Here is a 15,960-nt window from a genome sequence, read left to right on the forward strand (position 1 = left end):
CAGCTAAAAAATAAAAATAACAGAAATATCAGCTTATAAAATTGCTTTTCAACATAGAAGGGCACGGAGAGCGCAGAGGTTATTTTAAAGAATCAGGCGTCAAGAGCCTTTGTGCTCCTTTGTGGTTAAAAATAAACCACAGAGGGCACCGGGAGCGCAGAGGTTATTTTAATGAATCAGGCGTCAAGGGCCTTTGTGCTCCTTGTGAGCTTTGTGGTTAAAAATAAACCGCAGAGGTCACGGAGAGCGCAGAGGTTATTTTAATGAATCAGGCGTCAAGGGCCTTTGTGCTCCTTGTGAGCTTTGTGGTTAAAAATAAACCGCAGAGGTCACGGAGAGCGCAGAGGTTATTTTAATGAATCAGGCGTCAAGAGCCTTTGTATGCTTTGTGGTTAAGCCATTTGGGGCTGTTCCGGCGCTTGGTTTCGTGGTGCACCGATTCACTGATTATCGCGGTTTCCGAAAATATTTTGAAAAAAAATGTAGATTGTTTTAGGGATCCGGCCCGCAAGTAGAACCCTATACAAAATGGACACGATGCGATACCATGAGATGACCGATGAATCGTTGGTAATGCTGTTGAAGGGGGGAGACACCCGTGCCTTCGAGGCGATTTATCAACGTTACTGGCGTCAATTGTACGGGTTCGCCAGCCATCAGCTCGGAGTCAGGGAGGACGCTGAAGAAATTGTTCATGATCTGATGCTTAGTCTCTGGCAGAACCGGGAGCATTCCAATATCGGAAATCTCAGAATTTACATTTTTATCGCCGCCAGGAACCTGGTCAATAAAAGTATAAAATCCCAGATTAACCTTCGCAAGTATTTGGAATTCAGAGTTTTCCAAGAGGTTTTTGAGCACTCAAGCGTGAACGAGATATTGACAAACGAGGCGCTTGAAACCGCCGTGGAGCAGGCCATGAAACAAATGCCTGAAAAAACAGCCGCCGTGTTCCGCATGAGTAAACTTGAAGAAGTGCCGGTGAAGCAAATTGCCGCGGCACTCGGATTAACCCATAAAGCAGTGGAGTACCATATTACGAAGTCTATCAAATTGTTGCGTCAGCAGTTGAAACCCTATTATCACGAAAACTGACTTTCAAAATGACACAACACGAGTTTGACAGGCTTTCCGAAAAATACCTCGCCGGGCAATGCACCGAGGAGGAAATGATGCTCCTGAAGAAGTGGGCCGATTTTCACTATGAGGAACAATCGAATGAAAGTTTGTTCGCTTTCGGAAACGAGGAGATTACGCCTAAGGAACGGATTTGGCGGGCAGTGACCAATAGTGCGGGGATCCCGCAACGCCGCAGGGTTTTGTGGCGCCGGCTTGCCGGTGTTGCAGCCGCGGTTCTGTTGTCAGGCAGCTTTGTTTTTTACGTATTGACGGACCGTCAGGTTGCTCCGGAGAAGGCTGCAGTCATTCAGCCGTTCGCTACCCCGGTTGTTCAGTCTTCGAAAGTGACTCTCCCGGACGGAAGCTTTGTATTCCTGGAACAGGGCGCCGATATCGTCGCCGATAAGGATTTTGGCGTCGGCAACCGGAAGGTCTGGTTGAAAGGAGAGGCCTTTTTTGATGTGAAGCCCAACCCGAACCTCCCTTTTACGGTTTATGCAGGCGAGCTTGTGACTGAGGTGCTCGGCACTAGTTTCAGGATAGCGCCAAAACCGGCCCAGAAAAAAATCGAGGTGTCAGTAGTTACGGGAAAAGTATCGGTATATACCGCGCAAACCGAAAACCAAAGGAAAAGGGACGGGGTGATTGCGATGCCTAATCAGCGCGTCTCCTATGACCTGGAACGTAAATCGTTGAAGCAGGATGTGGTGGATGTGCCCGTGCCGGTATCGAAAGCGGAGGCAAGCCGGGATTTTGATTTCGACGAATCGCCCGTTTCAGAGGTGCTTGCAAGGATAAGCGAGGTCTATGGCATACAGGTGATCGCAGGAACGCCCGATCTGAAGCGGTGTATTTTTACCGGCGATCTCAATGACCTTGACATGTTCAGAAAGCTGGACTTTCTGTGCGAAGTGGTGGGAGCTACCTACGAACTCCGTGGCGCAGCTGTTTTTGTAACCGGTAAGGGCTGCAGTGAGGAATTGAAGTAAATAGTAATACGTAAACCAGTAAACTTAAATGTAGATACCATGAAAACAGCGTTACGGATCCGATCCGGGCTTTGGAGAATGGCAGTAATAGCCTGCTTTCACCTGCTGGCCGTTGCAATAACCCCACGCGGGGCGCTAGCGATGAACAGACAGAGTATTCTCGAAACCCGGATTACCCTCAATGAGGAAAACCAGCGATTTAAAAAAGTGCTGGGGGCAATAGAGGAACAGGCGAATGTCCGGTTTATCTATAGTCCGAGTACGATTGACGTGCGGCAAAAGGTCTCGGTTAAAGCAAAAGACCAACGCTTGGACCAATTGCTGCGCGGTCTTTTGCAGCCGCTTTCCATTCAATACTCGGTGGTGGAAGACCGTATTCTTTTAAAACTTGCCGAAGATAAAAGAACCGGTGCAGCCGTTCAGGAAGCTGAAGCCCTGATGGACCTTGCAATTGCTGATCGGAATATTAAAGGTAAAGTGCTCGACGAAAAAGGGGAACCATTACCCGGGGTCAATATTCTTGTAAAAGGAACACAAACCGGCACAGTCACCAACGTAGACGGTACCTACTCCATTTCGGTGGCCAATAATAATGCTGAGCTGGTTTTTTCATTCGTAGGCTATCTCACACAGGAAGTGAAAGTCGGCAACCAGACCGATTTACAGGTAACCTTAAAAGTCGATCAGAAATCGTTGGACGAAGTGGTGGTGATTGGCTACGGCTCGCAGTCCCGGGGGGATATCTCTTCCTCTATCGCGTCGCTTTCGGTGGCAGATCAAAAAATTGCCGAATTGCCGATTACCGGCCCGGAGCAGGTTTTGCAAGGGCGTTTAAGCGGGGTGAATGTAACACAAAACACAGGTACTCCCGGTGGCCGTTCTACCGTCAGGATCAGGGGAGCCAGCTCTATCACCGGGGGGAACGACCCCCTTTACGTAATTGATGGCGTACCCATTAATACCGGTTCATACGCGTCGGCGAGCGGTGGTGCAGTTGCAGAAAACCCGCTTTCTTCGCTCAGTCCCGGCGATATCGAGTCAATGGAAGTACTGAAAGATGCCGCTGCTGCTGCGATCTACGGTTCCAGGGCTTCGAACGGGGTGATTCTTGTGACAACGAAAAGAGGAAAGGCAGGGGCCGCCAAGATTAATTTCAGCACCTATGGCGGTGTTCAGCATGAAACAAAACGTCTTTCTCTTCTGGATGGCCCAAGCTGGGGGGAGCTGGTGAACGAAGCGCGGACTAACGTCGGAATGAAGCCCTATTTTGTCGACGCCAACGCGCCGTCCACGCTTCCAACTACCGACTGGCAGGATGTTATTTTCCGGACCGGCGTGATCCAGAGCTACGACCTTTCAGTTTCGGGTGGAAGCGAAAAGACGCAATACATGGTCTCCGGCAACTACTATGATCAGAAAGGAGTGGTGATTGGCAGCGGTTACAAGCGTGGAAATTTCAGAATTAACCTTGACCAACATATCAACGACCGGTTGAGCGCCGGCGTTAATCTTACCCTTAGCCGATCGAAGACGGACCGGATTGACGCCGGTTCCAACACCGGGATTGTGTCGGCTGCCATTATCAAGTCGCCCGCTATCTCGCTGTACCTGCCCGACGGTACGCTTAACCCCACCGACCCCTATATCGCCACAAGCAACAACCCTGCGCTGATGGCCCGGGAAATAAAAAATTATGCGTTCAACAACCGCGCGATCGGAAACGCTTTTATTAACCTGGATATTCTCCGGGGACTTACCTTTCGCTCATCCATTGGTATTGATTATCTGAGCCTTGACGAAGTCCTTTTCATTCCGCCGAACAACCTTACCTATGAAGGAAGAAGCACCAACGGCTCCGGGACGAATTCATTTACACAGGATAAAGGCTGGATCAACGAAAATACCCTGAATTACAATACATCGATTGGAACCAAGCACCGGGTCAACCTGCTGTTGGGGTATTCGCAACAGGAATCGCACATGACCCGGACGACGGCATCGGGGACGAATTTTGCCCTCGAATCTATTTCTACCCTGGAGTCGGCTTCTATCCGCAACTCCAGCTCCGGCGGCAGCAGCTGGGGGTTGGCCTCTTATTTCAGCCGGTTCAACTATACCTTTGACAACAAGCTGAACATTGCCGCCAGCTTCCGGATAGACGGTTCGTCAAGATTCAGCCGCAACAACAAGTACGGAACTTTCCCGTCGGTATCGGCCTCTTACCGGGTGGACCAGATGGAATTCATGAAGAGTGTTCATTGGTTGGACGACGCCAAAATCAGGGCAAGCTGGGGACGGACCGGGAACCAGGAAATCGGAAATTTCACGTCCAGGGGGTTGTCAAGAGGGGGTTTCAACTATTTGGGACTGAGTGGTCTGGCACCGGTTCAGCTTGAAAATCCCAACCTAACATGGGAGACAACCGAACAGTCCAACCTCGGGGTGGACCTTCGTTTTCTGGGGAACCGGTTGAATTTTACATTTGATTATTACATCAAGAAAACCCGCGGATTGTTGCTGGAGGTGCTCCTGCCAACTTCGTCCGGGTATGGAAGCTCCATACAAAACGTGGGCAACGTTCAGAACAAAGGGGTGGAAATGCAGCTGGGCTCAACTAATTTTTCTACGAAAAATTTCTCCTGGCGCACCGACTTTAACATTTCATTCAACCGGAACAAAGTCACCAGCCTTCCCGACGGAGACGACAGGCCACTGGGCTTCAACGGCTATGCATCCGTGCTGAAAGTGGGCTACCCGCTTGGCACCCTGTTCGGCTGGAAGATTATCCGCGTGAACCCGCAGACAGGGAATTATGATTTTGAGGATGTCGACGGGAATGGAAACGACCCGTACCCCTCTACCAGCACCGATAACAGGGTGCTGGCAAGTGCTCAGCCTAAATTCACCGGCGGTATGACCAATACCTTTACTTTCTGGAATTTTGATGCGAGTGTGTTTATGCACTTTAACTACGGAAACACCATTTTCAATCATCCCAAGTATTCCTACGGCCGGATGCACACCTGGTTCAACTCGTTTACAGAGGCGAAGGACCGGTGGAGAAAACCCGGTGATGAAACCTGGCTGCATCGTGCTGCCTGGGGAGACCCGACACGGAACGGATCCGTTTCAGACCGCGTGCACGAGGATGGATCTTTCCTCAAAATCAAGTCGATCAATGTTGGTTATACCTTCAAATTTGAAAAGTTGAAACAAATCGGAATTCAAAACCTGCGGTTGTATGCAGTCGGACAGAATTTGTTCACCTTCACCAAATATACAGGCTTTGACCCGGAAGTAAACTCTTTTGGCAACGATGCGCAATTCGGCTTTGATATGAATGCCTATCCGCAAATCAAATCATACACCCTTGGCTTAAACATCGGCTTCTGATTATGAAAAATCTAAAATATTTATTGCTGGCAGGAATTGCGCTCTGGGTAGGGGCATGTGATGTCATTGACCAGGAGCCTGTAGATTCCGTTTCGAACGAACAGTTGTTTACGAAAGGCGCCGATGCGCAGGCTGCCATCATCGGGGCTTACAAAGGAGTGCTCGACAATGGGTTCAATTATATGGTAATGGCAGAACTGCCTACGAAAAATGTGCGTGGAAACGCGCTTAACCGGCAGTTTGAGCAGATTAATAACCTGCAGTTCCTTGATGACAACGGCTATTACAACCAGTTATGGACGCAGAATTACCTGATTATTAACCGGGCTAACACGATTCTTGCCCGGGTTCCGGGGATACAGGACCCGTCATTCTCTGAGCAGCAAAAAAAGCAGATCCTCGCAGAAGCAAGGATGATCCGGGCGTTCGCCTATTTCAATATGATCCGGTATTTCGGCGATGTCCCGCTTATCACCGAGCCTACCGCTTCCCCGAATCTGCCGACGCTCCAGGTGCGGCGTGACAACGTGAATGACGTGTATGCACAAGTGTTCCAGGATCTTGAGGTGGCCCGGACTGATCTGCCTGATTCTTACACGAGCGCTTTACAGACCAAAGGCAGGCTGACTAAAATGGCCGCCCATGCCCTGGCGGTCCGGATTTATCTCTATCGCAAAGAGTTCGATAAAGCCTCTACGGCTGCCGATGCGGTTCTTGCGCAAAAAAGCAAATTGAACAATACCTACGCGGCACTTTTTGAAGACAAGAACGCCGACGAGTCCATTTGGGAGCTGCAATACGACAACCTGAATCCGAACACGATCGCCAGTACGTATCTTCCGCCGTCGCTGGGAGGAACCCGGATGATCCAGGTGCACCCGGATATTGTTGCCCAATACGAAGCCGGCGATTCGCGCAAAGCGGCCACTTTTGCCGTCGGTGACGGTGAGGAGTATGTGAAGAAATACACGCGGCGGGTTTCACGGGATGACAACTTTATCATCTTCCGTTTGGCTGAAGTACTGCTTTCCAAGGCAGAAGCGGCGGCGGAGGTAGCTTATCCCAACGCAACTTCGCTTGCGCTGCTGAACCAGGTGCGGGTGCGGGCCGGCCTGAAGGAGCTGACTTCAGCAGATGTACCCGACCTGGCCTCGTTCAGGCAGCGCATTTATAAGGAAAGAAGACTTGAGCTTTGCTACGAAGGACATTACTGGTTTGACCTCGTCAGGACCGACCAGATCGGGCCTGTCTTAGGCCTGACCGATCCGAAATACAAACTCTGGCCCGTACCCGCAGTTGAAATTTTAAGGAATCCGAATTTGCTGCCGCAGAATCCCGGATATGGGGATTGAGGTGTGAGGTATGAGTTGTGAGGTATGAGCCCTCATGCCTCACAACTCATACCTCACACCTAAACTAAAATCCGTGGATTTACGTTATAAGTCCAGTTAACTGCTGAGATTGTATGAGAAAGCCGGTGTTTCTTTTTTTTGTTGTGATGATTTTGTTTCAGTTGCCTGTCAATGAGGCGCTTGCTTCACCGGTTGGGACTGAGTTTCATGCTGCCAAGAAAAAGAATAAAGGCTATAAGAAGCCCCGGAAGAAAAAATTCCTGGGAATTTTCAAGCGCAAGAGCTCCTGCGATTGCCCCAAGCATTAAGGGACATTGAAATATTAAGCCACGAATTCACGAATCGACCAATTTCATTCGTGAATTCGTGGCTTATTTGTACTTTTACGGCCTGATCACCAAGACAATTACGAACAAGAAAAAGGTCAGTAAGCGCTTCCAACAAATGAAAATCAATCTGCATGCAACCGAAAGGTTCGAACAAAGACATCACGGTAAATCTGCCTCGGAAACGGAGGAGATGCTGAAAACGGTGGGGGTAAGCTCTGTGGACGAGCTCATAGACCAGACTGTTCCGGGCCATATCCGGCTGACGGAACCGTTGGCGCTCCCGACGGGTGTTTCCGAACAGTTGTTTTTGACTGAATTCAAGCGGATCGCCCGCCTGAATATGGTTCTGAAATCCTATATCGGTACCGGATATTACGACACGATCGTGCCCAATGTCATTTTGCGGAATATCCTGGAAAACCCGGCGTGGTATACGGCGTATACGCCTTACCAGGCCGAAATTGCACAGGGCCGCCTCGAAATGCTGCTGAATTTTCAAACGGTTGTGATTGAACTGACCGGAATGGAAATCGCGAATGCCTCGCTTCTGGATGAAGGTACGGCGGCAGCGGAAGCTATGACGATGCTGCACGCTTTGCGCCCGGCCGGGAAAAAGGATAGCCACCGGTTCTTTGTTTCCCAACAGACGCATCCGCAAACAATTGATGTCCTACGGACCCGTTCGGAGCCGCTGGGCATAGAAATAGTAGTAGGTGATCATAAAACGATTGATTGGTCCGACGCGGCGGTCTACGGGATTTTGCTGCAATACCCCGGCACTGACGGGAATGTTGAAGATTATACTGACCTGATCGCGTCTGCGCACGAACTGGGTGTACAGGTAGTAGCGGCAGCAGACTTGCTCGCCCTTACCCTCCTGAAATCTCCCGGCGAAATGGGCGCCGATGTTGTAGTGGGGTCTGCACAGCGTCTTGGAGTACCCATGGGATTTGGAGGGCCGCATGCCGGCTTCTTTGCTACAAAAGAGGCTTACAAGCGGCATATTCCGGGCCGGATCATCGGGGTGACGGTAGATGCAGAAGGAAACCGTGCGTTGCGCATGGCCTTGCAAACCCGGGAACAGCATATCCGGCGGGAAAAAGCCACGTCCAATATTTGTACGGCGCAGGTTCTGCTGGCGGTTATGTCAGGCGCGTATGCGGTTTATCATGGTCCGGAAGGGCTGAAGTCTATCGCCTCCCGCGTGCATGGACTCGCCGTGCTGTTTGCCCGAACCGTAAAGAAATTCGGTTACAAAGTAGTAAATGATAACTTCTTCGATACGGTAACGGTACAGACCCCTTTCGCCAAAAAACTGAAAGAAGAATCTGTCAAATGGGGAGTAAACTTGCGACACTATCCCTTTCCCGATACAAGGATTGGTATTTCGTTCGACGAGTCGAAGTCTTTCCAGGACGTAATTGATTTGCTCAATCTTTTTGCCGATGCGGCGGCGTTCCAGGGAGAACTGGAAATTGAGGAGGAAGTGAGCAGTACGCTGCCTGAAAGCCTGTTGCGTCACAGCAGGTACCTTACTCACGAAGTTTTTAATTCCTACCACACGGAGCACGAAATGCTCAGGTACCTGAAGTCGCTGGAAAACAAGGATTTGTCGCTCGTACATTCCATGATTTCCCTGGGAAGCTGTACCATGAAGCTCAATGCAACGGCCGAGATGATTCCGGTTACCTGGCCGGAACTCGCCAATATGCACCCTTTCGCACCGGCGAGCCAGTCCAAAGGCTACCAGCGTATTACGGAGCAGCTTGACCAGTGGCTGTCAGTCATTACCGGTTTTGCCAAGGTTTCTTTACAGCCTAATTCCGGGGCGCAGGGAGAGTATGCGGGACTTATGGCGATCAGGAACTGGCACCTCAGCCGTGGCGACAGTCACCGGAACGTGGTTTTGATCCCTGCTTCCGCACATGGCACCAACCCGGCATCTGCCGTAATGGCCGGTATGAAAGTGGTTGTCACCAAATGCGACGAGCGTGGAAATATCGATGTGGAGGACCTGAAGGCGAACGCGGAAAAATATAGCCGGGAGCTGTCGGCGCTCATGGTAACTTACCCTTCTACCTACGGGGTGTATGAAGAGCGGATTAAAGAAATTTGTGAACTGATCCACGAACATGGCGGCCAGGTATACATGGACGGGGCCAATATGAATGCCCAGGTGGGGTTGACCAGCCCGGGAATGATTGGCGCCGACGTTTGCCACCTTAATTTGCACAAGACTTTCTGTATCCCGCATGGCGGCGGCGGGCCTGGTGTAGGACCTATAGGTGTAGCGGAGCATCTGGTGCCGTTTTTGCCGGGTCATGTCAGCCTTGAAACTGAAGGCAAGCCGAAACCTGCCGGCGCCGTTTCGGCAGCGCCTTTCGGCAGCGCAAGCATTTTGCCGATTTCGTATGCGTATATCGTGATGATGGGCGGTGAAGGACTGGTGAATGCTACCAAAACCGCTATTCTTAACGCGAATTACATCAAGGCGAAGCTTGAGGCTCACTATCCCATTTTGTATACCGGCGCCAACGGGCGGTGCGCGCACGAAATGATCGTTGATTTGCGCCCGTTCAAATCTGTCGGGATTGAGGCCGAAGACGTAGCCAAACGGCTGATGGATTACGGCTTTCACTCACCGACCCTCTCTTTCCCGGTAGCCGGTACACTCATGATCGAACCAACCGAGTCGGAGTCAAAGGCCGAGTTGGATCGTTTCTGCGAAGCGATGATTTCAATCCGGGAGGAAATCCGGGAAGTGGAGGAAGGTAACGCCGACAAGTCGGTTAACGTATTGAAATTGGCGCCGCATACTTATCGCGTAGTGCTGGCAGAAGAATGGAACCGCCCCTATTCGCGGGAAAAAGCGGTATTTCCATTGGCCCATTTGCGGTTCAGGAAATTCTGGCCGAGCGTGAGCCGTGTCGATAATGCCTACGGTGACCGCAACCTGGTGTGTGCCTGTATCCCGACGGAAGACTACGCCCACGCAGAATAACCAAACAGTAACTGATTGATTTAAGAGAATGCCGATTAATTTTTTAGAAGAGCTTAAGTGGCGCGGGATGTTGCAGGACATCATGCCGGGTACCGAAGAATTATTGAACAATGAGAAGATATCAGGCTATATCGGGTTTGACCCCACAGCTTCGTCTCTTCACATAGGAAACCTGGCCACCATTATGCTGTTGGTGCACCTGCAACGTGCAGGCCATAAACCCTATGCATTGGTAGGCGGCGCTACCGGCATGATTGGCGACCCATCATTCAAGGCGGCGGAGAGAAGCTTCCTTTCAGAGGAAACCCTGGAAATTAACCAGGCAGGGATCAAAAAGCAATTGATGCATTTCCTGGATTTCGATTCGCCCGTGAATGGCGCCGTAATTGTGAATAATTACGACTGGTTCAAGGAAATGGGCTTCTTGCAATTTCTGCGTGAGGCGGGAAAGTACCTGTCCGTGAACTACATGATGTCAAAGGATTCGGTTAAGAAACGCCTGGAAACCGGGATCTCTTTTACTGAATTTTCGTACCAGTTACTCCAGGGTTACGATTTTTACTACCTGTATAAAAAGTACAATATCCGCCTACAGATGGGCGGCTCCGACCAGTGGGGAAATATTACCACCGGAACGGAAATAATCCGGCGGAAAGAGGGGGACGAAGAAGGTTATTTCAAAGCCTATGCCCTGACTACCCGGCTGGTTACCAAAGCCGACGGGACCAAATTCGGGAAGAGCGAAGGGGGGAACATCTGGCTCGACCCGGAGCGTACTTCTCCTTACCAGTTCTACCAGTTCTGGCTGAACCAGTCGGACGAGGATTCGCACCGGCTTTTAAGGGTTTTTACCCTGTTCGACCAGGCCGAAATAGAACGCCTGGAGGCAGCGCATGCAGAAGCGCCCCACATGCGTATCATGCAAAAGGCCCTTGCCAGGGATGTGACCGTTCGCGTGCACTCGGAGAAAGATTATGAGCTTGCCGTCAAGGCGTCTGAAGTACTCTTCGGAAAAGCTACGCTTGATACCCTGAAGAGCATAGGCGCAGGTGACTTTGACGTCATTTTCGAGGGCGTTCCGCAAAGTACCATCAGCAGGGCCGCGTGGAGAGAAACCGCCAACGTGCTCGACCTGGTTTCTACGGCGACCCACCTGGAAATATACCCTTCCAAGGGCGAGGCCAGGCGTGCCATTCAGCAAGGCGCGCTGAGCATCAATAAGACTAAAGTAGGGAATCCGGAAACACAGTTGGCAGAATTCGAATTGTTGCAGGAGCAGTTTTTGCTGGTTTCAAAAGGGAAGAAAAACCATTTGATCAGGGTAACAGATTAATTTCTTATTACGGCAGGTTTGTCAAACGGAGAAGATCGATGGTAGACTACAATCCGAAGGAGTGGGTAAAAATCATTTTTTCGATTCATAAAGCGGATACCCTTCGCAAACTTTTCCCGTTGCTGATATTTGTTTTTTTGTATACCAGCGCGTTCGCCTATCTTGTTCTGGAATATTGGGATGTAGGAGAAACGGCCGATCTCAAGAACCTTTCCGTTCTCCATTCACTCCTGGGGTTTGTCATATCGCTATTGCTTGTTTTCAGGACCAATACCGCGTATGACCGGTGGTGGGAGGGCCGCAAGCAATGGGGAAGCCTGGTGAATGCCAGCCGGAATGTGGCGGTTAAACTGACTTATTTGCTTGGGGAAACGCATACCGAGGAAAAGCTGTATTTCCAGAAAATGATAGGAAATTACTGTGTCGCGCTAAAAAATCATCTCAGGAAGACCAACTTTTATCACGAATACGAGCATATAGAAACTTTCCCCATCCAGCGTATCGGAGATGATTCTCATGTACCCAACCATTTGATAGGCCTGATTCAGCAACGGGTATTCGAGCTTCAGCGCAAGGGCGTTTTTTCTGCCGAACATATCCTGATCCTGGATTACGAGTTCCGGCAGTTTACCGAGATATGCGGTGCATGCGAGCGGATCAAAAATTCGCCGATACCCTATTCTTACAGCTCCTTTCTTAAGAAATTCATCATCATTTATTGCTTCTCCCTCCCGGTAGGGTATATTTTCAACCTGCACTACCTGATTATCCCGTTTGTGGTGTTTGTCTTTTATGTTCTGGCCAGCCTGGAAGTAATAGCCGAGGAAATCGAAGATCCCTTCGGTGCAGATGCCAACGATCTCCCGCTCGACCGCATGTGCGAGACCATCAAGCGCTCGCTCCGCGAAATCATGACGCCCCAGCAGGCGTCTTAGTATTGGCTGATTTTTCAAAAAAATCTTAAAAAAAGATAAAAACCGGAGCGGCCTGGGAAATTTTCCTATCTTGCCCTCCGATTTTTCATCTATACACAGCGCTTGACCAGGCGACCACCCGTATGGCGCTCAAACCTCAAACCTCACCACTCACAGCTACCCGTATGAAAAGCATCTACTTATGCCTGTTTTTTTGGGCATGCACCTTTCTGACGGCGGAAGCCCAGATCGAAAAAGGGACCCATTTTCTCGGGGCGACTGTTCAGGGATCGGGCTATTTTACAAAATTAAGTAGCCCCGGCCACCCGAATGCACGGGTTCAGCAGCAAATCCTTTCTCTCGCACTGCAATGGGGTATGTTCGCGAAAGAAAATTTTATGTTCGGAGTGGGCTTATCCGGCAGCCTGGTGCCCTACCGGAGTTGGAGCGATGCGAGCGGAGGGTCAGATTTCAAACAAAGGATATCGAGGTATGGTGTGGCGCCCTTTGTAAGGTGGTACAAACCTGTGTTCAACAAGCTTTCCTTGTTTGTGCAGCCTTCTATTGGAGTTGATTGGTCAAAGACGACTTATTCCCGGTCAGCAACGGAGAAGAGTTTTGCCACCCGGCTTATGGTTAGCCCCGGTATCTCTTACCGGGTCGGCAAGCGGTTTGCCGTTGAGGCCGATCTGAATATCTTCAGCCTGGGTCTGAGCTACAACAAAACCGATACGGGGAGCTCGTTTGCGTTTTCATCTCATATGAGTAGCAGCCTGCCCAGTGTTTTTGGTTTGAGAGGTGCATTTTATCTAAATTAACCAAGACGGGCATGAAGAATCTCATTTATATACCAATCATTATTCTACTGGGAATGACCTCCCGGGTAATGGCCCAGTACAACGGGCGGCATTTTGTGTCGGGCTCCGGGTCAATCGGGTTTAATACGCAAAATTATAAGGCCATCGAGGGAGCGAAATCCCGTGGAGCGATTGGCTTTGACATGTCGGTGGGAAAATTCGTAACGGAGCAAAAAGTAACCGGGTGGAGCCTGCGGGGCGGGCTCACTCTTCAGAAAACCACAAAAGATGTCACCGACTCTTCTATATGGTCAGACAAAGCGGATGGTATCGAGGGGTATTATGCAGGGATAGGGAAGTTCTGGCAATATTACAAGCACGTAAACGAGCACTGGGGGTTTTATGGGGGGCCTGATATTGCCGCCTCTGTGAATGTAGACAACGAATACCATATACAGGGGACAACCGAATACGTACACACCCGTACTACGGCGTTTGCGCTTGGCTTTTCGCTTAAGGCGGGGGCTTACTACAAGTTGTCGGAAAAGTGCTGGCTGAATGCTTCCTTCGCGTTTATTAACCCGGTTTACCTTTCTTTCGAAAGAGGTAGCAATACCGAATACAACGGCAGCACCCACAATGTTCTGCGGAAAAGCAAGATAGACAAATTCAATTATGCGCTATCGCCCAACCTGAATCTGCCTGCCATAGGTTTAGGTTTGACCTATTTTGTAAGGTAGGGCCGAATGCCCTAGTGCATTTGTACCAGGCTGCTTCCTCTCAGTACGGGCACTACGTCATACAGATCGGTTTGCAGGGAATAGGCAATATCCTTTTGAATGCCAAGCCGCTGCAGCCGCCTTACATGGGAGGAGTTGGCCACGAACGACAGCAGGTTGCCTTTCCCCTGGTTATACAGGCGCTGGGCCATCAGCGCGCTGTCCTCCTGGAGGGTGTATTCATTCTTTAGTGATTCTGCCAACGCGCCCGCAAAAAGCGTATCTTCCAGGTTGGGCCTTCCTTTCCATCCGGAACAAAGTACCAGCACGTCGTAGGGTTCTTTGCGCAGGTGGTCGGCGAGGGCGCCGAGGTTCAGAAAAGCACCTACCAGGACTTTAACTGCCGATCCTTTGGCCTTTGCGATTGAAAGGGTACCATTGGTAGTGGTCATGGCAATTTTGGCCCCGATCAGTTTTTCGTTCATGAAGCTGAACGGCGAGTTGTCGAGGTCAAAGCCTTCCACTTTTTGGGCATTACGCTCGGCGGCAGCGATGTACCCCCGGTCCTGGAGGTTTTTGCATTCTTCAACAGTAGCGACCGGTGTGATGCTTTCAACTCCGTGGGCCAGGCCGGTAACCATGCAGGAGGTGGCCCTGAAAATATCAGTAACGACCACAATACTATTTTCCAACCTGTGCAGGTGTAGCAGGTCAGGGGTTAAACAAACGTCAAAATTATTCATTCGGGTGCTGCAGCAATAGATTTTGGGATGAAAGCCAGCCGGCAGATTACCTGACGAACGGTAGTTTTGAGATCCTGGCCTTGATCAGCTTGTCGCGGACCTTGATATAGACTTCGGTGCCGGGTTTTGCACTGGTGACCGGCACATAACCCAGGGCAACGCCTTTCTGAAGGGTGGGTGATTGAGTACCCGAAGTTACCTCCCCGATTTTTACCCCGTCGGCATCGGTAATTTCATAGTGAGGTCGGGGTACTCCCCGTTCTACCAACTCAATACCCACAAGCTTTTTCTGAAGACCGTTTTCTTTCCGGGCCCGGATGACGGCCGAACCAACAAAGTCCTTACTGAATTTGGTGACCCAGCCCAACCCGGCTTCCAGCGGAGAGGTGCTGTCGTCAATATCATTACCATACAGGCAATAGCCCATTTCGAGCCGCAGGGTGTCGCGGGCACCCAGACCGATAGGTTTGATGCCATATTCCTCCCCGGCTTTAAAAATCTCCGCCCACACGTGTGCGGCATGTTCGCGGCCTACATAAATTTCGAAACCGCCGGCCCCTGTGTACCCTGTCGCCGAAATAATTATATCATCAACACCGGCCAGGGAGCCTTTTGTGAAAGTATAGTATTCAAGGTTGCCCACAGGCACGTCGGTGAGCTTCTGTATCGTGGCGGCAGCCTTTGGTCCCTGGACAGCAAAAAGACAGGTCTGATCGGAAATATTGGTCAACGTCACGTCATCTGTCTTAAACTGTGAGATCCAGCTCCAATCCTTATCGATATTGGAAGCATTGACCACCAGCATATAATCATCTTCCCCGTTTCGGTACACGAGCAGATCATCTACCACGCCGCCCTGCTCATTGGGAAGGTAGCTGTATTGTACCTTTCCGTCGATCAGTACCGAGGCATCATTGGCCGAGACCTTTTGAATAAACGCAAGCGCGCCTTTGCCTTTCACGAGAAATTCGCCCATATGGGAGACATCGAATACGCCGACGCCATTTCTCACCGTATGGTGTTCTTCGAGATCGGAGCTATACCGGACGGGCATCTCGAAGCCGCCGAAGGGTACAATTTTGGCACCGAGCGAAACATGCAAAGCATGCAGGGGAATCTGTTTCATGAACGGGGTATGGTTGTGATGAAATGAGTGGCAAAGGTACGAAAACCGGGGCAAATAGTGATTGCCACGAAGCATTATTGGCAGGTAACAAACACGGGGAAGGCGAAAATGCAGCTGCATTCTCGCCTTCCCCGTGTTTGCTGAA

General features: G+C 50.5%; 11 protein-coding genes. 9 read left to right on the forward strand and 2 right to left on the reverse strand.

Annotation, left to right across the window (positions count from 1 at the left end; translation table 11 throughout):
* Positions 1-528 precede the first annotated feature (528 nt).
* From ABD852_RS03840 to ABD852_RS03880, 9 genes are all read left to right on the forward strand, one after another.
* Positions 529-1,095: an RNA polymerase sigma factor gene (locus tag ABD852_RS03840; protein WP_345026697.1), complete on the forward strand. Its 567-nt coding sequence runs from the start codon at positions 529-531 to the stop codon at positions 1,093-1,095.
* Positions 1,096-1,103: 8 nt separating this feature from the next.
* Positions 1,104-2,108, forward strand: a complete 1,005-nt coding sequence (locus ABD852_RS03845; RefSeq protein WP_345026698.1) for a FecR family protein — start codon at positions 1,104-1,106, stop codon at positions 2,106-2,108.
* A 39-nt stretch (positions 2,109-2,147) separates the two neighbouring features.
* Positions 2,148-5,501, forward strand: coding sequence for a TonB-dependent receptor (locus ABD852_RS03850; RefSeq protein ID WP_345026699.1), 3,354 nt, complete (start codon positions 2,148-2,150; stop codon positions 5,499-5,501).
* 2 nt (positions 5,502-5,503) lie between these two features.
* Positions 5,504-6,853: a RagB/SusD family nutrient uptake outer membrane protein gene (locus tag ABD852_RS03855; RefSeq protein ID WP_345026700.1), complete on the forward strand. Its 1,350-nt coding sequence runs from the start codon at positions 5,504-5,506 to the stop codon at positions 6,851-6,853.
* A gap of 444 nt (positions 6,854-7,297) precedes the next feature.
* Complete coding sequence (gene gcvP, locus ABD852_RS03860) at positions 7,298-10,183, forward strand: aminomethyl-transferring glycine dehydrogenase (protein ID WP_345026701.1); 2,886 nt, start codon at positions 7,298-7,300, stop codon at positions 10,181-10,183.
* Between the two features lie 34 nt (positions 10,184-10,217).
* Positions 10,218-11,516: a tyrosine--tRNA ligase gene (gene tyrS / locus ABD852_RS03865; RefSeq protein WP_345026718.1), complete on the forward strand. Its 1,299-nt coding sequence runs from the start codon at positions 10,218-10,220 to the stop codon at positions 11,514-11,516.
* Positions 11,517-11,554: 38 nt separating this feature from the next.
* Positions 11,555-12,451, forward strand: a complete 897-nt coding sequence (locus tag ABD852_RS03870) for a bestrophin family protein (protein ID WP_345026702.1) — start codon at positions 11,555-11,557, stop codon at positions 12,449-12,451.
* Positions 12,452-12,615: 164 nt separating this feature from the next.
* Positions 12,616-13,248: a hypothetical protein gene (locus ABD852_RS03875; RefSeq protein WP_345026703.1), complete on the forward strand. Its 633-nt coding sequence runs from the start codon at positions 12,616-12,618 to the stop codon at positions 13,246-13,248.
* Between the two features lie 11 nt (positions 13,249-13,259).
* Positions 13,260-13,967, forward strand: coding sequence for an outer membrane beta-barrel protein (locus ABD852_RS03880; protein WP_345026704.1), 708 nt, complete (start codon positions 13,260-13,262; stop codon positions 13,965-13,967).
* Between the two features lie 11 nt (positions 13,968-13,978).
* Here the strand turns inward: ABD852_RS03880 and ABD852_RS03885 are convergent, their stop codons facing one another.
* Both ABD852_RS03885 and gcvT read right to left on the reverse strand, forming a co-directional pair.
* A complete protein-coding gene (locus tag ABD852_RS03885) occupies positions 13,979-14,689 on the reverse strand; it encodes a 2-phosphosulfolactate phosphatase (protein ID WP_345026705.1) in 711 nt (236 codons plus the stop codon).
* A gap of 46 nt (positions 14,690-14,735) precedes the next feature.
* Positions 14,736-15,815 carry a glycine cleavage system aminomethyltransferase GcvT gene (gene gcvT, locus ABD852_RS03890; protein ID WP_345026706.1) on the reverse strand — a complete coding sequence of 360 codons (1,080 nt, stop codon included), beginning with the start codon at positions 15,813-15,815 and terminating at the stop codon, positions 14,736-14,738.
* Between the last annotated feature and the right edge of the window lie 145 nt (positions 15,816-15,960).

Origin of the sequence: Ravibacter arvi (assembly GCF_039540405.1) — a bacterium.
Taxonomy (GTDB): Bacteria; Bacteroidota; Bacteroidia; order Cytophagales; family Spirosomataceae; genus Ravibacter; species Ravibacter arvi.